At 58.1% G+C, this 17,683-nt stretch carries 15 protein-coding genes; 8 read left to right on the forward strand and 7 right to left on the reverse strand.

Annotated features, from left to right (window positions below; translation table 11 throughout):
• Positions 1-169: 169 nt before the first annotated feature.
• Together dhaL and BFP70_RS14650 are read right to left on the reverse strand one after the other, a co-directional pair.
• Complete coding sequence (gene dhaL / locus BFP70_RS14645) at positions 170-1,912, reverse strand: dihydroxyacetone kinase subunit DhaL (RefSeq protein ID WP_066012402.1); 1,743 nt, start codon at positions 1,910-1,912, stop codon at positions 170-172.
• Between the two features lies 1 nt (position 1,913).
• Complete coding sequence (locus tag BFP70_RS14650; protein ID WP_066012403.1) at positions 1,914-2,732, reverse strand: sugar phosphate isomerase/epimerase; 819 nt, start codon at positions 2,730-2,732, stop codon at positions 1,914-1,916.
• A 226-nt stretch (positions 2,733-2,958) separates the two neighbouring features.
• Here BFP70_RS14650 and BFP70_RS14655 point away from each other — a divergent pair, with 226 nt between their 5' ends.
• The 6 genes from BFP70_RS14655 to BFP70_RS14680 all read left to right on the forward strand — a co-directional run bounded on the left by BFP70_RS14655 (position 2,959) and on the right by BFP70_RS14680 (position 8,590).
• Positions 2,959-3,810, forward strand: coding sequence for a transketolase (locus BFP70_RS14655; protein ID WP_066012404.1), 852 nt, complete (start codon positions 2,959-2,961; stop codon positions 3,808-3,810).
• Complete coding sequence (locus BFP70_RS14660; protein ID WP_066012405.1) at positions 3,807-4,835, forward strand: transketolase family protein; 1,029 nt, start codon at positions 3,807-3,809, stop codon at positions 4,833-4,835. The genes BFP70_RS14655 and BFP70_RS14660 overlap by 4 nt, the downstream gene beginning before the upstream one ends.
• 40 nt (positions 4,836-4,875) lie before the next feature.
• Positions 4,876-5,631, forward strand: a complete 756-nt coding sequence (locus BFP70_RS14665; RefSeq protein WP_066012406.1) for an SDR family NAD(P)-dependent oxidoreductase — start codon at positions 4,876-4,878, stop codon at positions 5,629-5,631.
• 139 nt (positions 5,632-5,770) lie between these two features.
• Entirely contained in the window at positions 5,771-6,745 is a 975-nt protein-coding gene (locus BFP70_RS14670) for a TRAP transporter substrate-binding protein (RefSeq protein ID WP_066012407.1), read from the forward strand.
• 20 nt (positions 6,746-6,765) lie between these two features.
• On the forward strand, positions 6,766-7,320 hold the full coding sequence (locus tag BFP70_RS14675) for a TRAP transporter small permease (RefSeq protein WP_141693219.1): 555 nt from the start codon (positions 6,766-6,768) through the stop codon (positions 7,318-7,320).
• A gap of 25 nt (positions 7,321-7,345) precedes the next feature.
• Positions 7,346-8,590 carry a TRAP transporter large permease gene (locus BFP70_RS14680; protein WP_255356725.1) on the forward strand — a complete coding sequence of 415 codons (1,245 nt, stop codon included), beginning with the start codon at positions 7,346-7,348 and terminating at the stop codon, positions 8,588-8,590.
• Between the two features lie 66 nt (positions 8,591-8,656).
• On the opposite strand, the gene BFP70_RS14685 is transcribed toward BFP70_RS14680, so the two are convergent.
• The 5 genes from BFP70_RS14685 to BFP70_RS14705 form a co-directional block, all read right to left on the reverse strand.
• Positions 8,657-9,688: a LysR substrate-binding domain-containing protein gene (locus BFP70_RS14685; RefSeq protein WP_066012410.1), complete on the reverse strand. Its 1,032-nt coding sequence runs from the start codon at positions 9,686-9,688 to the stop codon at positions 8,657-8,659.
• A 200-nt stretch (positions 9,689-9,888) separates the two neighbouring features.
• Positions 9,889-10,845, reverse strand: coding sequence for a D-ribose ABC transporter substrate-binding protein (locus BFP70_RS14690; protein WP_066012411.1), 957 nt, complete (start codon positions 10,843-10,845; stop codon positions 9,889-9,891).
• Between the two features lie 106 nt (positions 10,846-10,951).
• Positions 10,952-11,995, reverse strand: coding sequence for an ABC transporter permease (locus BFP70_RS14695; RefSeq protein ID WP_066012412.1), 1,044 nt, complete (start codon positions 11,993-11,995; stop codon positions 10,952-10,954).
• A 23-nt stretch (positions 11,996-12,018) separates the two neighbouring features.
• The gene (locus BFP70_RS14700) at positions 12,019-13,545 is read right to left on the reverse strand and encodes a sugar ABC transporter ATP-binding protein (RefSeq protein WP_066012413.1); all 1,527 of its coding nucleotides are present in this window, start codon (positions 13,543-13,545) and stop codon (positions 12,019-12,021) included.
• 8 nt (positions 13,546-13,553) lie between these two features.
• Complete coding sequence (locus BFP70_RS14705) at positions 13,554-14,204, reverse strand: DUF2291 family protein (protein ID WP_066012414.1); 651 nt, start codon at positions 14,202-14,204, stop codon at positions 13,554-13,556.
• Between the two features lie 395 nt (positions 14,205-14,599).
• Here BFP70_RS14705 and BFP70_RS14710 point away from each other — a divergent pair, with 395 nt between their 5' ends.
• Together BFP70_RS14710 and BFP70_RS14715 are read left to right on the forward strand one after the other, a co-directional pair.
• Entirely contained in the window at positions 14,600-16,174 is a 1,575-nt protein-coding gene (locus BFP70_RS14710; RefSeq protein ID WP_066012415.1) for an FGGY-family carbohydrate kinase, read from the forward strand.
• The gene (locus BFP70_RS14715; RefSeq protein ID WP_066012416.1) at positions 16,171-17,682 is read left to right on the forward strand and encodes a glycerol-3-phosphate dehydrogenase; all 1,512 of its coding nucleotides are present in this window, start codon (positions 16,171-16,173) and stop codon (positions 17,680-17,682) included. The genes BFP70_RS14710 and BFP70_RS14715 overlap by 4 nt, the downstream gene beginning before the upstream one ends.
• Position 17,683: the final 1 nt, after the last annotated feature.

The raw sequence follows: 17,683 nt of genomic DNA on the forward strand, positions 1-17,683 counted from the left end.
TGTCACGCAATGCCCAGCGTCGAATGACACTCAAAAATCCCATGTCGATCACTCCAAATCCCCCCAACCAAAACCGTCGGGGACGTGTGTTCACATGGGTCAATTCTCAGTGACAATTTATGGGGCTACCGGGTCAGTTCTCAGTGACAATCAACAGTTTTGGGCGTTTTCAAGGGCGCAATGCCTTGGTCATCGCGACCAGAATCAGATGCGCCGAGGCCGCGCCGGGATCCACATGCCCGATGGAGCGCAGACCCAACTTCGCCGACCGCCCGCGTCGGCTTTCGATATCGGCAGTGTAATCGCGCCCGTTCTTCGCGCCCAGACTTGCGGCCTCAAGACAGGCCAGCACATCTTTGCCCGCCTGCAATGCCTCGCGGGCTTTGGCCACGGCAGGCACCCATGCATCGATCATGGTCTTATCCCCGACCTGGGCGCCGCCGCGGGATTGGATACCGGTGCACAGCCCCTCAAGCCAAGCGACGATGGCGGTGGCATTCAGGTTGCGCCGATCTGCGACGGCCTCACCTGCCTTGCGAAACGCCGAGGCATATAGCGGGCCAGAGGATGCGCCCACCGCATCCAAAAACGCCTTGGCCATATCCGCGCTGATCTGGCTGATCGTTTGATCGTCAGGTCCATGAAGGGTCGCGCGCACCGCGGTCCAGCCAATATCCATCGTCACCCCATGGTCACCATCCCCAATCACCCCATCCAACTGCGACAGCCAGTCACGATTGCTATGGATGGCCTGCGCCACATCATCCATCATTTGCCGGAAAATTTGCGGTGTCACCGGGCCGTCCTGTGCCAAAGGCACATCGGATTTTTCCGGTGCGGTGCCGCTTGTGGCGTGGGTTCGCTTGGTCAGGACACCGCTGGGCGGCAAGGCCCCGCCCACGGTCAGTGCAGGGGTTTTGCAAGGCATATCCAACAGGGCTTTCAGATCCGGATCCAGCTTGAGCAACGTGACAGAGGCGCCAGCCATTTCCAGCGATGTGCAATATTCCCCGACCCAACTGTGGTGAATCGTGATCTGTCGCTGATCCAATAGCTGCGCTACCCGGCGGTGGATCAGATACAGTTCCAACTGGCTGGTGGCACCAAGGCCGTTTACCAGAACTGCGACTTCCTGCCCTGCTTGCAGGTCCATATCGGCGAAAATCGCGTCCATCAGTTCATCTGTGACCTGATCAGCGGTATCCAACGGTCCACGCCGCATTCCTGGCTCGCCATGAATGCCCATGCCGATTTCCATCTCGGTCGGGCCCAGATCAAAATTGGGATGGCCGGTTTGTGGCAGCGAACATGGGCTGAGTGCCACGCCCATGGACCGGCAATTGTCGTTGGCATGGCGGGCGGCACGGTAGCAGCCGTCCAGATCGCGGCCATCCTCTGCCGCAGCCCCGGCAATTTTGAATACGAAGAAATCCCCAGCAATTCCGCGCCGCTCTGGTTCGCGCCCTTTGGGCGCCGAGGCAACGTCATCACAGACCTGAACTGAGCGGGCCGGAATACCAAGATCAGCGCATTCCTCTGCCGCCATGTCGAAATTCATTACATCGCCGGTGTAATTGCCATAAAGGAACATCACGCCCGCGCCACCATCCACGGCCCGCGCCGCATCCATGATATGTTCGGGCGAGGGGGAGGCAAACACATTTCCGACCGCCGCCGCATCCGCCAGCCCGCGCCCGACATAGCCCGCAAAAGCGGGTTCATGGCCCGAGCCACCACCGATAACGATGCCGACCTTGCCATCGCGCGGCCCGTCCTTAGCGACAATTGCGCGCTGTGTAGCGCCATCGGCGCGCAGCAGATCGGGATGGGCTGCAAGCATGCCTTCGATGGCCTGCGCGATGATGTCTTGGGGTGCATTGATCAGTTTCTTGGTGCGAATAATCTGTGTCATCTTATCGTCCCGCCACAAAGACCTGCGCCGCAGCGACAGTCTGTTCAATCCAAGGCTGTTCTTTGGCGATTGCGTCTTGCAATGTCGCGCCCTCCAACATCAGCCAATGTTCCAAGATCACGCTCATATCCGGTGGGCAGTGCTGCAACTGCGCTAGGATCCATGCGATGGGCGCGCGTCCGGTGCCCAGCGGCACACCATGAATGCGAAACCCAACGCCATAGGGGTCTGGGGTGATCTCATAATCCTTTAGGTGCAGGTTGATCGTCCACGGGGCCAACAGGCGCACGGTGTCTTCGGGCCATTCATTGGCACAGATGGAATTGGCCACATCAAGACAAACACCCAGATGATCGTCATCCACTTCGGTCAGCAGTTCGACCATACGCGGGCTGGGATAATTGAAATGGTTCTCAATCGCGATTTTCATACCCGCATCACGGGCGCGCTGCACACGCGGAAGCAATTGCTGCGCCAGATCGCGCACAGAGATATGGCCATCGGCCTCATCCAGGGCCACGCGCATGATCTTCGCCCCGATACGCTGACCTATCCCGATATAGCGGTCGACTTCTTGCGCGTCGAAACACTGCGTTCCCAGTTCCAGTGTCAGGCCCTTTTCACGGGCTCTCTCATACAATGCTTCATGCTGCGCAGGGGTGTAGCGGTCCAGCGGCATATTGTCGGCATATTGCACAACCTGCAGACCAAGCGCAGAAGCGCGGTCCAAAAGATCGAACGCATCCAATGGCTTGTCCGGGTGCTGATCCTTAATCCCGATCGACCAGCGATAGGCATAACTGCCCAATCCTAGTTTCATAATATCCTCCCGTTTCTTCCCGCGACGGCCGCTTTCATGCGCCTGTCACGGTGCTCCTGCCTTTTTGCTTAGCGGGGAAATCCAAACCACGACATCGAAACTGACTGTAAATTTGTGAAGAAATACTTCACGAAACTTTAAGCTTCCTTTCTTGTTTTGAAGGGTAGGGGTTTGCAATTGTCGGTGCAGATCGCGGCTGAGGAGGACCGGCCGCAAGGGAGGATCTATGCCACAAATTACCGCTGACGCGCGGTCGAACATGTCTTTGGCACGTCGTGCCTGGGGTATTCGCCGCAAGGCCTTGCAAATGGGCGAGGTGCAAGGACAAGGCTATGTTGGACAGGCGCTGGGTGTGGCTGATGTTCTGGCCGTGTCCTATTTTCACGCGATGCGGTTTCAGCCCGAAGATCCCGAATGGGACGGGCGTGACCGCTTCTTGCTCTCCATTGGGCACTATGCCATCGCGTTATATGCGGCGCTGATCGAAGCGGGAATTTTGCCGGAAAATGAGATTAACACCTATGGGATGGACGATTCCCGCATGCCAATGTCTGGTATGGCGTCTTACACCCCGGGGATGGAAATCACAGGCGGCTCGTTGGGGCATGGTTTGGGCATCGCGGTGGGCATGGCATTGGGCTTACGTGCCAAGGGCGGTGATCAATTCGTTTATAACCTGATGTCAGATGGGGAGCTGGGCGAGGGCTCTACCTGGGAGGCCGTGATGTCGGCCACACAGCATCAGCTGTCGAACCTGATCTGCATTGTGGATTTCAACAATCAACAGGCCGATGGGCCAAGCCGCGACGCGCTGGCTGTTGGCCCCGAAGCGCCGAAGTGGCGCGCCTTTGGCTGGCACGCGCAAGAGGTGGACGGCAATGACCTGACCGCGCTGACCGCTGCATTTGATGCCGCACGTTGTGATCAGGGCGCCCGACCGCGGGTGATTATCTGCAACACCAAAATGTGCAAAGGCATTCCGTTTCTGGAACGCCGGGAGATGACGCATTTCGTGCGTGTCGACCCTGATGAATGGGCGCGCGCCCTGACCATTTTGGATGAGGAGATGCCGCTATGACCGCCGCTGCACGTGCCCGCAAATATACCCCCCGCACCGCGCCCGAAACCAAAGTGGCCACCAGTGCGATGATCGCATCTTTGGCCGCCGAAGGTTACGACACTGTCTCGGCCCCGTTTGGGCATGCGCTCGTCGCAGCAGCAAAGACAGACAGCCGGATCGTTGGCCTTACGGCGGATCTGGCCAAATACACCGATCTACATGTGTTCGCGCAGGCCTATCCGGATCGGTTCTATCAAATGGGTATGGCAGAGCAATTGCTGATGTCTGCATCGGCTGGTTTGGCGCATGAGGGGTTTATTCCCTTTGCGACGACCTACGCCGTGTTTGCCTCTCGCCGGGCCTATGATTTCATTTGTATGGCAATTGCCGAAGAAAACCTGCCGGTTAAGATCATCTGCGGCCTACCGGGGCTGACGACGGGCTATGGGCCCAGCCATCAGGCAACGGAGGATCTGGCGATTTTCCGCGGCTTGCCCAATCTGACGATTTTGGATCCATGCGATGCGACGGATATGGCGCAGATGGTGCCGGCAATGGTGGCCCATGACGGGCCAGTCTATGCGCGGCTGCTGCGGGGCAAAGTGCCTTCGGTTCTGACCCGTTACAAGCCGGATTATCAGTTTAAGCTAGGCCGTGCCCAGATGATCCGCGACGGCAGTGATGTGCTGGTTGTGTCCTCTGGCATTATGACGATGCGCGCCTTGGATGCGGCCGAGCTGTTGGCGGCAGATGGGGTCGATGTCGGTGTGCTGCATGTGCCCACGATCAAGCCGTTAGACACGCAGACGATCTTGGAGCAGGCCGCAAAGGGGCGGCTGCTGGTCACGGCGGAGAACCATTCCGAAATCGGGGGGCTGGGCGAAGCCGTGGCACGTTGTTTGCTGCACGCCGGTGTCACCCCGACCTATCGCCAAATCGCGCTGCCCGACGCGTTCCTAGAGGCCGGGGCGCTGCCCACATTGCACAAGATGTATGGCTTGGACACCGCAAGCATCGCGCAAAAAATTCGTGGCTGGCTATAGGCCGCCCGATGTCACGACATGACAGTTTGAAAGGATGAGAATGGGACTGCTTGAGGGAAAATATGCCGTTATCACGGGCGCTGCCGGCCCGCGTGGACTGGGCAAAGCCACCGCAGTGATGTTTGCCCAGCACGGGGCGCGCGTGGCGATCCTGGATCTGGATGAAGGCCAAGCCAAGGCGGCAGCTGCGGATCTGCCCGGATCGGGCCATGTCGGTCTGGCCTGTGATGTCACCGATAAATCCGCGTGCCAGACGGCGGCAGATGCTGTGATCGCACAATGGGGCGCAGTGGATATTTTGGTCAACAATGCCGGGATCACCCAGCCGTTAAAGATCATGGAGATCATGCCCGAAAACTATGATGCGGTGACAGATGTGAACCTGCGCGGCACGCTATATATGACGCAGGCACTGATCCCGCATTGGCGCGCGCGCCAGACCGGGGCTGTGGTCAACCTGTCGTCTGTTTCCGCGCAGCGCGGGGGCGGCATCTTTGGTGGGCCGCATTATTCTGCCGCCAAGGCGGGAATTCTGGGCCTGACCAAGGCAATGGCACGTGAACTGGCCCCTGATGGCGTGCGCGTCAACGCGATTTGCCCGGGCTTCATCGCCACAGATATCACCGCTGGGAAACTGACACCACAGATGCGCGAAACCGTGTTGGAAGGGATCCCGATGGGCCGGGCGGGCACGGCAGATGATGTTGCAGGATGCGCGTTGTTTTTGGCTTCTGACCTGTCGTCCTATTGCACAGGATCCGAGGTCGATGTGAATGGCGGCTCGCTTATCCATTAAGCGCTGCCCTAGGGGCTGTTCGCGGTTGAACCCTGTGGGCAGCCAGTTAAACCTTTGATCCATAGGTGCGGATCGGGGATACGTCAGAGCAACTGACGGGGCGGCGAGGAGGCCGCCCGATCATAAGGGAGAGAGACGAATGCATAAATTGATGACGCTTGCGCTGCTGGGCGCGACCGCGATGTCCGTGGCCATTCCCGCCGTCGCCGAAGAGGTGATCTTTGCCCATGGCGCGAATCCGGGCAATCCACGCTATGTTGCGGCGGAAAAATGGGCTGAGCTGTTCACCCAATGCACCGGCGGTGCCGATAGCGTGAATGTCGCGCCGTCCTCCACGATGGGCGATGATGCGGAAATGCTGACCTCTGCCGCAGGGGGTGTGATCCAGGTTACGGCCAATAGCCAGGGGCCAATGGCGCAGATCGTGCCTGAAATTGGCCTTCTGGGTTTGCCGTTCTTGTTCAAGGATCTTCCCACCGCATGGGAAGTATTGGATGGCCCGGTGGGTCAAACCCTTGATGAAGATGCGCAAAATGCGGGTCTTAAAATACTGGGATTTTGGGACAATGGCATTCGTAACGCCACCACCACCAGTAAATTCGTGACCGAGCCTGCCGATCTGAAGGGGTTAAAAATCCGCACACCACCGGATCAGATGACAATTGACATCTTCAGCGCGCTTGGCGCCTCACCTGCGCCATTGGCATGGTCGGAACTGCCTTCGGCGCTGCAATCGGGGGTATTTGACGGGCAAGAAAACCCGCTGACCAATATCAACTCGGCCAAGCTACAAGAAATCACCCCATATATCACCATGACGGGTCATAAATATGAAAGCACCCCGATCGTGGCCAGCCTGATGTGGTGGCAGGGTCTGGATGAGGCAACGCAGGGCTGCGCATTAGAAGCCACGGCACAGGCCGGAAAAATGCAACGCCAAATGTCATTGCAGGCTGATCAAGAGCTGCGCCCGGTCATGGAGGCCGATGGGGCAAAATTCGCGGATGCCGACCGCGATGCCTATATAAAGGCGACGATGCCGGTCTATGACAAATATGCCGAGACCTTCCCCGATCTGGTGTCCGATCTAAAAAAAGCAGCAGGGCTGCAATGAACGCGACCCAACAGACCAGCATGACTGGTTCATCCAATGCGAAGGGGCGGCAACGCCCCTTCCTGTCGCTGGCGCGTGGGGCAATCGCGCTGCTGGAATGGTCAGGGAAACTGATCGCAGCCGCGGCACTGGTCACATTGTTCATTGCGCTTTTGATCAATGTTTTGCTGCGCTACACGATGGGAACCGGCCTGCCTTGGGCCTATGAAGTTCATGCGGTTTTGCTGCCGTGGCTGGTGGCAGGCGGGATCGTCATTGCCTCAGCCCGGGCGCGCAATATCGCGATTACTTTGCTGCCGGAAATGACCGGGGCGGGAACGCGGCGTATGCTGATCTTATTCATCGAAGTGGCGATCGTCGTCATTTCCCTGTCGGTGCTGTGGTCCAGCCAGCCGATCTTACGGGCATCGACATTTCAAACCCTGTCGACGCTGGGGGTCAAGGCGATCTGGGGTTATTCCAGCATGGTTTATGCCTTTGCGGCAATGGCGGTGATCGCTGTGCTTGATATCGTGCTGGTGCTTGGGGGGCTGTCGCTGGGCGACACGGACCCGGCACATGCCAGCCTAAGCTGAGGGAAAGGTTGCAATGGCCGGTTTCATGATAATTGTCTTCTTTGTGCTATTGGCGCTGGCGGTGCCGGTGGCACATGCGATGTTGGGCGGTGTGGCCTTTGCGCTGTGGATGGATGGCAAACCGCTGGCAGTGATTGCGCAGCGGCTGTACACGCCCACGCAAAGCTTTCCGATGTTGGCAGTACCGTTTTTCATCCTTGCAGGGAACCTGATGATGGCGGGGCGGTTTGGCACATATCTGGTCAATATCGCGCGTCTGGTCGTGGGGAATTTCAAGGGCGGATTGGGCCAGGTGTCGATCCTGGGCTCGGTTATGTTTGGCGGTGTATCTGGCTCGGCGGTGGCGGATGCCACGGCGATGGGCAATGCGCTGATCCCGGTGCAAAAGGCCGAAGGATATCCGGGTGGATTTTCGGGCGCGATCAATTCTGCATCCTCGACCGTGTCGGTGCTGATCCCGCCATCAATCCCGCTGATCCTATATGGTTTGGTGTCAAACACATCGATCATTGATCTGTTCGTGGCCGGAATTCTGCCCGGTGTCCTGTTGGGCGGCGGGATGTTCATCGCGGTGGCCATCGTGGCACAGCGGCGCAATCTGCCACGTTCGCCTTTGGCGGGTGGATTCAAGGCGTTTCGCAGCCAGATCTTCAGCGCAATTCCTGCGTTGTTGATGCCGATTTTTGTCATTGGCACGTTGCGCTTTGGCATTGCCACCCCGACCGAGGTCAGCGTGCTCGCCGTGGCCTATGCACTGTTGGTCAGTGGTATTATCTACCGCGATCTGGATGCTAAGGCCTTGTGGTCAGCACTGGTAGAAACGGCCATGATGACAGGTGCAGTCATGTTCATCATCATGGCATCTTCGACGATCCAATGGCTGCTGACGGCGGATCGGGTGCCGCAGGATCTTGCGGCCTGGGTTGCCGCGACGATCAGCGCGCCCTGGATCGTGATCATCGCACTGAATGTGGTGATGTTGATCGTGGGTGCATTTTTGGATCTGCCTGCAGCAGTGCTGTTGCTGGGTCCGTTATTCGTGACCATCGGCAACACCATCGGTTTGGACCCGGTGCAATTGGGGCTGATGATGGTCGTGAATTTGTCCATCGGCCTGTATACCCCGCCTGTGGGAACAACCTTGTTTATCTCGGCGGCGATCGCGCGCGTGGGTGTGATGGAGGTCGTGCGCGCCCTTGCGCCGTTCTATCTGGTGGCGATTGTGGTGCTTGGGTTGATATCCTTTGTCCCGGCCCTGACCATCTATTAAATAATCCAAGCGCCCTGTCGTGCTGTGATGTGCAGGGTGGGGCGTTTGAACGCAGGCTGGGCGTGATCAGCTTTCATCTGTTTCGCGTGATGCATCTGCGTCGCCTTCTTCATCGGGCAGATATTCCTCACCCGGCAGCTTTCGGCCACGTTGATCTTTGATCTTACAGTCCAGCCGCGCCATCAATGCTGTGGCACGCGCATCATGTGCAGCCCCCTCATCGCGCATCCACTCCGAAAAAATGCGAACGATCCGACGGCTGGTATGGCGCGATGGCGCGACCAGCCAATAGGCAGGAAAGCGGATCACCTCAAACGCGGTGGACAGCGGGACCAGCGCGCCGCTTTCCAGTTCATTCAACGCCAGTGTGGTGCTTTCCAACACCACACCCGCACCATCCGCCGCCAGCTGGATCGCCATAGAGGACCGATCAAATCGCAGTGGATATACCATGCGTTCGCCCATAACGCCTTGTTGAGCAAGCCAAAAATCCCAACGACAATGGGTTTTGACGGAATCGATCAAACGCGCTTGCAGCAATTGCCCGATCGGATCGTCGGATCGTGCGCGCAATTGGGCCAAGTAGCCGGGCGAACACATTGGCAACACCAGATCATGCACCACAGGCTGTTGATGCAGCCCCGACCAGCCGCCTTCGCCATAGCGTAAATCCAAATCCACCACTTCGGTTTCAAAATCCGAAAAATCGGGCGCGGCGTCTATGCGGATATCCCAATCAGGGGCCAGCGCCAAAAACGCATTCAGCCGGGGCGACAGCCAACGCACCGCGAAAGAGGGCGACACGCGTAAAATGAAATGCCGGTTTTGCCGTTGGCGTTGAATGGCAGAACGCACATCGCGCATCATGCGAAACGCTTGTGTGGTGGTTTGAAACAGCCGCTCTCCGTCCAGCGTCAACGACAACCGACGTTTGTCGCGCCGAAACAGTCGAACACCAAACTGTTGTTCAAACTGACGAATTTGTTGACTGACGGCGGAAGGGGATACGCCTAATTCCTCTGCCGCGCGAGAGATGCCGCCAAGCCGCGCGACCGCCTCAAAATGGTTCATCGCATTCAGGTTGATGTCTTTCAGCATTGGCCCAGCCCCCCAATTTTGACCCCGCGCGCGACCATTGCACAGCTTTCGCGTGCCGCAAAGACACGGCGCCGATCTTGCAACTGATTTGGCACCGGGAGGTTGGCACCCGCAAGGCTGTCTTGGGGGCGGGCTTGGCGCGAAAACCCTGTCAAAGGCACGCTGTTACAGCGTGCCTTCAGGGGGTATGGGCCGATGTGTTATTCGGACAATGTGAAGGGCGCGGTGTAATTTGCGACATTGTCGGGCGTGATCAACAGGCAATCAAACAACTGCTTTTCCTGCTCAACCATCAACGTTCCCGTGGTGATGAAATGATCGGCCTGCACCACCGCCTCACGTGAGAAAATCGCGACCGGTTGCAGCACGGTGTAGGCCAGCTCACCGGCCTTGATCGCCTCTACAGAATCTGGCGATCCATCAAAACCACCCACGACCACACCGTCCAGTTTCTGCGCCTCTTTCAGCGCGGCAATCGCGCCCAGTGCCATTTCATCATTGCCGGAGATGACCGCATTGATCACCGGATGGGCCTGAATGATGGATTGCATTTTATTATAGCCTTGGGTGCGGTCCCAATTCCCGACCTCTTGCGCAGATTTTGTCAGATCGGGATATTGGCTGAGCACGGTATTATACCCGTTGGAGCGGGTGGCGGCATTGTTATCCGACGGGTTGCCGAAGAATTCGACGTAATCGGCATCCTCACCTACCAGCTCAACCCATTTCACAGCGCCGATTGCCGCACCTTGCGCGTTATTTGATACAAGCTGCGCTTTGGCGATGCCGGATTCATTGATTTCGGCATTCACAAGGAACACCGGAATGCCCGCGGCCGTGGCCTTTTTCACCACACCGATAGAGCCATCGGCATTGGCTGGATCCAAAATGATCGCCTTGGCACCGTTTGTGATCGCCGCATCAATCAGGTTGGATTCCACATTCGTATCGCCCTTATGGGCAGATACGCTGGCCTCATAGCCCAGTTCAATCGCGGTGGCCTTCGCGACCTCGCCTTCGGTGAACCAATAGGGGTTGGCGGGGTCGTTGACGATGATTGACATCAAGCCCTTATCCTGAGCAAAGGCCTGTCCCGCAGCCAAAAGCGGCACGGTGGCAATGGCTGCGATAATCGTGCGGCGTGTCAGTGTAAGCATTTAATTCTCTCCCTTGGATTGTGCCGATTTTGGCAGGTATTCGCGCAGGGCCTCCTCGCCCTGTTTATGTCGCGAAATCTCTGGCGGTTGGTGGGGGCGGGCTGTGTTACCGCCGCGCCCCTTTGCCGCCGTATTGGATAGAGTTCAGCATGACAGCCAGTACGATGACCGCGCCGGTAAACACCGTCTGCCAATACGAGCTGACGCCGACAATCACGAGCCCATCGGACAGGAAGCCGATCACAAAGGCGCCCAAAAGCGTGCCTTGCACTGTGCCGCGCCCGCCCATCATGGACGCACCGCCCACAACCACTGCAGCGATTGCCGTCAGCTCATATGTGGTGCCAGCGGTTGGCCCTGCAGAGGTCAACTGCGAGCTAAGCACAAGCCCGGCAATGGCCGCACACAGGCCCGACAACATATAAACGGTGATTTGCACCCGCTTGACCGGAACGCCCGATAGCTCGGCTGCGCGTTCATTTCCTCCCGAGGCATACAGCCAGCGGCCAAAGGCGGTGCGCATCAGCAAAATCGCAGCCAATAGCGCCACGATCACCAACACGATCACCCCGACAGGCACGCCGGCGATACGGTTGAACCCCAGCCAGTCAAACCCCGTATTGCCCAGCAGTGCATCGCCTGAAAGGTTATTATAAGTCAGACCGTTGGTCATCAAAAGCGCGACCCCACGCGCCACATATAGCGATCCCAGCGTGGCGACGAAAGCGGGCACTTTGAACCATGCGATCAGCACCCCATTGCAAAACCCGACAAAGGCCCCCAGCGCCAGCGTCAAAACGATCACCACCCAAACCGGGGGATAAAGGATCACCCCCGCGCCCTCTAGCTGAACGCCCTGCATAAGATAGCCCGAAAACACGCCCGTCAGGCCCAGAACCGAACCGACCGACAGATCAATTCCGCCGTTCAAGATCACCAACAACATGCCAATTGCCAGTAACCCAAAAATCGCAACGTGATTGGACATGATCAAAAAATTCGACACGGTCGCGTAATTTGGCGACAGGTAGGAGAAGACAAGGATAATCGCGATCAGCGCGAAAAAGGCGCGACCTTCAAGCAGCATTTGTGCGATGTTGAAACTGCGCTGTGGTTTCGCGCCGGAATGGGACGTGGTTGTATCGGTCATGTGGCTCTCTCCGTGCGTGTCACTCAGGCAACCAGGCTTTCGCCTGATGCGGCCATGATGGCTTCTTTAGTGGTGTCATGGGTGAATTGTGCGACGATCTTGCCGCGCCGCATGACAAGGATCCGATGGGCGATGGACAGGCATTCGCCGACCTCTGATGTGGAATAGACAACGGCCATGCCCTGCGCCGCATGTTGGGCCAAAATGCGAAACACCTCTGCCTTGGCGCCGATGTCGATGCCCCGGCTTGGTTCATCCAGCAAAATCACATCGGGATGGGTGACAAGCATCTTGCCAATCACCACTTTTTGCTGGTTGCCCCCGGATAAAGAGCCGATGGGCGCGCCCGGGCCATCGGTTTTAACAGTCACTTCTTTGATTGAGGCATCGATAATCTGACGCTCGGCGCCCAGATGGGTGAACAGCCCCCGGGTAAAACGGCGGATCGACGCAAGCGACAGATTGCGGCCCACGGTCATGGTTTGCACCAGCCCGTCGCGTTGGCGATCTTCGGGCACCAAAACCAGCCCGGCATCGATGCGCTGTGCGATGGACATTTGTGCGACCGAGCGATCATTCAGCCGCACATCGCCCGCGCTGGGAGAAATGCGCCCCGCCGCACATTCCATCAACTCGGTCCGGCCGGCCCCCATCAAGCCGTAAATGCAGACAATTTCGCCCTTATGCACGGTTAAATCCAGCTGATCCACCGCCAGCCCCGTGCCAGAGGCCATCGGCACGCTCAGGTTGGATATAACCAAAGCAGGCGGGCCAAAGCGCGTTTGTGGTGGTGTGCCCAGATCGAAATTCTCTCCGACCATATTGCGCACGATCCAGTCCAGATCGATATCTGCGCGCGGCGCATAGGCCGTCATCTGCCCGTCGCGCAGCACCACCGCGTGATCGGAGATCGTCAAAGCCTCTTCCAAGTGATGCGAGATATAGACGATGGACACGCCTTTGGCCTTGAGATCATGGATGACCTTAAACAAGACCTCGACCTCTGCGGCCGACAGGGCAGATGTAGGTTCATCCATGATCAAGATATTGGAATTGACTGACAACGCGCGGGCAATTTCCACGATTTGCTGCTGACCAAGGCGCAAATCCTCGACCAATGCCAGCGGATCGATGTCTTCTTCCAGCTCTTGCATCAGTGCGCGACACTGGCGTTCTTCTTCAGCGAAATTCACACCCATCGGGCCCATGATCTCACGGCCCATAAAGACATTGTCGCGCACCGTCATATTGGGCGCCAATGAGAGTTCCTGATGAATGATGGAAATGCCCAATTCTCGCGCCTCGACGGTAGAACCGATATGGACCGGCACACCATTCAGCAGCAGTTCACCCGAGCTAGGCAATTGCACGCCCGACAGGATTTTCATCAAGGTGGATTTTCCGGCCCCGTTTTCTCCGAACAAGGTCGTGACCTGGCCACGGTGGATATCGAAGTTCACACCCTTGAGGGCCTGCACCGCGCCAAAGGATTTTGCGATATTGCGGGCGGACAAAACCACCTGATCGACTGTGATATCGGATGTCGACATGATCCGCGTCACCCCTTCACCAGCAGCGATACCGGGGTGATCAGCCAGCTTTTGGGATTGATCATCGTGAATGCCCCCGTGGCCGAGACCGTCCTGCCCGGCAGTGCCGCACGGTCCAAATCGGTCAGCACGGCGGCCGACATTGCGCGGTTGATCCCGGCGCCGGCATCTTGAAATTCGATCTGATTCTTGAACGCGCCAAAGGCAATATCACCCACCGCATCGCGCAGTTCGGTCCCATTGATGGCCGGGCCGGTTTGCAGGCGAATTTTTACGTCTTTGGGCAAACCATGGACAACAATCGGGAAGATCCCCGATTTACCTGGTGCCACCGTGCCGGTCACCGAAACTGACAACACCGGGAATGCGCCTGTCATCGTGCCATATTTGGCAATGGCTGCGGCCTTATCCATGTGCAGGGCCTGCATCAGCGTGGAGGCATCCGCAGCCTGTTGCGTGATGATGTCGCGGATGCGTGGAAATTCCTGCGCCCCAAAAAGGTCAGGGTTAAATGCCTGTTGGCGCAGATCATCTTCACCACCAATGGTCACGATTTTTGTGTCCAGCGCGATGGCACCGATCAACGTAATCAGCGCGGCACCCGCAATCATCTTGCGACGTGAAACCTGTGTGGGTCTGGCCGTTGCAGTCAATGTCATTGCGATCCCTCCCTCCCCGAAAGGACGCTTCCTAAATGGGGCATTGCTCTCTTCGCCGCAGCGAAGACAGCACCCCTCACGAAGCATCGAGCATGTGAAACCTGTCTAAATTCTTCCCCAATCGCGGCCTGTAAGGCTCCTCAACCTTATGGGTCAGTTCGCGATCTGCCGCGCCACATGGGCTTGGGCATAACTGGACCATAGGTGAAATAAATTACGATGTCCGCAAAAAAATTCACAAATAGGAAATTTTTGTGCTACACCGGAAACACAAGATGCGGCGCAGTGTGGTTTGAGGAGACCGCATTGGAGGCAATACTGCGCACCCGGACTGCGCCGCCATCACGACAGACGAAAATGGGGGGCGGTGATGGGCTGCTTTGGACAGGGCCGCAATGTCTGATCGGTGCGATCTGATTATCGGTGTGGATGCGGGGACATCTGTGATCAAGGCAGTGGCCTTTGATCTGTGCGGGCGCCAAGTGGCGGTGTCATCGGTGCGCAATAGCTATCAGACCGGGACGGATGGCTCGGCGGTGCAATCGATGTCGCGGACATGGGCGGATTGTGCGCAGGCGCTGCGCGGATTGGCCGATAAGGTGGATCGGTTGGCGCCCCGAGTGGCGGCGATTGCGCTGACCGGGCAGGGCGATGGCACCTGGCTTGTGGGCGCAAATGATGCGCCTGTCACCGATGCGTGGTTGTGGTTGGATGCACGGGCGGCACCAACTGTGCAGCGATTGGCAGCCAGCCCGATGGATCGCGCCCGGTTTGAGGCAACCGGAACAGGGCTAAACACGTGTCAGCAGGGCGCGCAGTTGGCGCATATGGACCGCATTTGCCCCGGTCTATTGGACAGCAGCGAAACCGCGTTTCATTGTAAAGACTGGCTGTTTTTGAATCTGACAGGCGTGCGGGCCACTGACCCGTCCGAGGCCGCCTTTACCTTTGGAAATTTCCGCGACCGCCGTTACAGCGACACGGTCATTGCCGCGCTGGGGCTGGAGCGTCGGCGGCGGCTTTTACCCGATGTCATTGATGGCACGCAGCAGGTCATGGCGCTGACACCGGCTGCGGCACAGGCTACGGGGCTGCGTTCGGGCACGCCGGTCAGCCTTGGCTATGTTGATATGGTTATGACCGCTTTGGGGGCTGGCGTGCATACCGGCCACGCGGGAACGGCCTGTTCCACGATTGGCTCTACCGGGGTGCATATGCGCGCTGTCACCGCCGATAAAGTGCATCTGAATGCACCGGGGACGGGCTATGTCATCTGTTTGCCGATTGAGAACCTTGTCACCCAGGTGCAGACCAATATGGCGGCGACTTTGAATATCGATTGGGTGCTGGCCATGGCCGAGGATCTTTTGGCCGAAAGTGGTGCGACCGTATCGCATGCTGATCTTGTAGCGCGGATTGATGGGTGGATGGCGCGCTCTGCCCCCGGTGGGATGCTGTATCATCCGTATATCTCGGAGGCGGGGGAGCGTGGCCCCTTTGTGAATGCCAATGCGCGGGCCAGCCTGATCGGCCTGACTGCCAGCCATCGTTTTGCCGATGTCATCCGTGCAGTTGTAGAAGGCTTGGGGATGGCGGCGCGCGATTGCTATGCGGCGATGGGAACAATGCCACAAGAGCTGCGGCTGACCGGCGGGGCGGCGCGTTCCAATGCGCTGCGCCAGGTCTTGGCCGCTGCGTTGAACATGCCGGTGCGGGTCTCTACCCGACAAGAGGCCGGCGCGGCAGGCTGCGCGATGATGGCCGCCGTCGCCATCGGTGCCTATCGCGATATGGAAAGCTGTGTCGCGGAATGGACAACGCCTTTGCTGGGGCAGGCCGAACAGCCTGATCCGGCGCTGATCCCGGTCTATGACCGGCTTTACACATCATATGTGGAGGCCCGCGACGCGCTACACCCGGTTTGGGATGATCTGGCCGCCGCACGCCTGACCCAAGGAGCACAAACATGACGGATATTCCCAAGGTGGATCTTTTTGTAATTGGGGGCGGCATCAACGGTGCGGGGATGGCACGTGATGCTGCCGGGCGCGGCCTGTCTGTGGTGCTGTGTGAAAAAGATGACCTGGCCGAGGGCACCTCGTCGCGGTCGGGTAAGCTGGTGCATGGTGGATTGCGCTACCTGGAATATTATGAATTTCGGCTGGTCCGGGAGGCGTTGATTGAACGCGAAGTGTTGATGCGCAATGCGCCCCACATCATTTGGCCGATGCGCTTTGTGTTGCCGCATTCGCCGCAGGACCGGCCCGCGTGGCTGGTACGTTTGGGGCTATTTTTATATGATCATCTGGGGGGGCGGCAAAAGCTGCCGGGCACCCGCACGCTGGATCTGCACCGCGATCCCGAAGGCGGTGCGATCAAGGACATCTACCGCAAAGGCTTTGAATATTCCGATTGTTGGGTCGATGACGCGCGTCTGGTGGTTTTGAACGCACTCGATGCCGCGCAACGTGGCGCGCAGGTGCTGACACGTACGGCCTGCAGTTCGGCGCGGCGTGAAAATGGTGCCTGGCGCGTCACCACCACCCATGCCGAAACCGGACAGGTCCGTGAATTTGAGGCAAAAGTGCTGGTGAATGCCGCGGGCCCATGGGTCAGCGATGTGATCAACCGTGTGACCGGTGGGAATTCCTCGCGCAATGTGCGGCTGGTCAAGGGAAGCCATGTTATCGTGCCAAAATTTTGGAAAGGCGAACATGCCTATTTGGTACAAAATCACGACAAGCGCGTGATTTTCATTAACCCGTATGAGCGAGACAAGGCGCTAATCGGCACCACCGATATTGCCTATGATGGGCGCGCCGAGGATGTGCATGCCGACGAAACAGAGGTGCAATATCTGCTGGATGCGGTGAACCGCTATTTCAAAGAAGAACTGACCCGCGCGGATGTCGAGACCACATTTTCAGGGGTGCGGCCACTGTTCGATGACGGTCAGGGCAACCCATCGGCGGTGACGCGCGATTACGTATTTGATGTCGATGATTCTGGGGGGGCGCCGTTGCTGAATATCTTTGGCGGCAAGATTACGACATTTCGGGAATTGGCGGAGCGGGGCTTGCACAAGATCCAGCGTTTTTTGCCCAAGATGGGCTTGGATTGGACCGCCGATAGCCCACTACCCGGCGGCGATATGATCAATGCCGATTACGAGCTGTTTCGCAATAAGATGAAAACCGACTACCCGTGGATGCCGCGTGCCCTGCGTCGCCATTACGGGCGGCTATACGGCTCACGCGTTGGGTTGATTGTCGGCACGGCGACCTGTCTGGCCGATTTGGGGCGCCATTTCGGCGCACAGCTTTATGAGGCCGAAGCGCGCTATCTTGTGACACATGAATGGGCGCAGCGCCCCGATGATATCTTGTGGCGTCGCACCAAGCACCGGCTGCATCTAAGCACAGAACAGCAGCAGGCCTTTGCCGACTGGTTCAACTGTGCAGATCTGAGGGCCGCGTAAT

Source organism: Thioclava sp. SK-1, assembly GCF_001705665.1.
In the GTDB taxonomy this organism is placed as follows: Bacteria; Pseudomonadota; Alphaproteobacteria; order Rhodobacterales; family Rhodobacteraceae; genus Thioclava.

Coding starts and splice junctions, on each gene's coding strand:
- dhaL (WP_066012402.1), bottom strand. CDS start 1,912: ATGACACAGATTATTCGCACCAAGAAACTGATCAATGCACCCCAAGAC.
- BFP70_RS14650 (WP_066012403.1), bottom strand. CDS start 2,732: ATGAAACTAGGATTGGGCAGTTATGCCTATCGCTGGTCGATCGGGATT.
- BFP70_RS14655 (WP_066012404.1), top strand. CDS start 2,959: ATGCCACAAATTACCGCTGACGCGCGGTCGAACATGTCTTTGGCACGT.
- BFP70_RS14660 (WP_066012405.1), top strand. CDS start 3,807: ATGACCGCCGCTGCACGTGCCCGCAAATATACCCCCCGCACCGCGCCC.
- BFP70_RS14665 (WP_066012406.1), top strand. CDS start 4,876: ATGGGACTGCTTGAGGGAAAATATGCCGTTATCACGGGCGCTGCCGGC.
- BFP70_RS14670 (WP_066012407.1), top strand. CDS start 5,771: ATGCATAAATTGATGACGCTTGCGCTGCTGGGCGCGACCGCGATGTCC.
- BFP70_RS14675 (WP_141693219.1), top strand. CDS start 6,766: ATGACTGGTTCATCCAATGCGAAGGGGCGGCAACGCCCCTTCCTGTCG.
- BFP70_RS14680 (WP_255356725.1), top strand. CDS start 7,346: ATGATAATTGTCTTCTTTGTGCTATTGGCGCTGGCGGTGCCGGTGGCA.
- BFP70_RS14685 (WP_066012410.1), bottom strand. CDS start 9,688: ATGCTGAAAGACATCAACCTGAATGCGATGAACCATTTTGAGGCGGTC.
- BFP70_RS14690 (WP_066012411.1), bottom strand. CDS start 10,845: ATGCTTACACTGACACGCCGCACGATTATCGCAGCCATTGCCACCGTG.
- BFP70_RS14695 (WP_066012412.1), bottom strand. CDS start 11,995: ATGACCGATACAACCACGTCCCATTCCGGCGCGAAACCACAGCGCAGT.
- BFP70_RS14700 (WP_066012413.1), bottom strand. CDS start 13,545: ATGTCGACATCCGATATCACAGTCGATCAGGTGGTTTTGTCCGCCCGC.
- BFP70_RS14705 (WP_066012414.1), bottom strand. CDS start 14,204: ATGACATTGACTGCAACGGCCAGACCCACACAGGTTTCACGTCGCAAG.
- BFP70_RS14710 (WP_066012415.1), top strand. CDS start 14,600: ATGTCTGATCGGTGCGATCTGATTATCGGTGTGGATGCGGGGACATCT.
- BFP70_RS14715 (WP_066012416.1), top strand. CDS start 16,171: ATGACGGATATTCCCAAGGTGGATCTTTTTGTAATTGGGGGCGGCATC.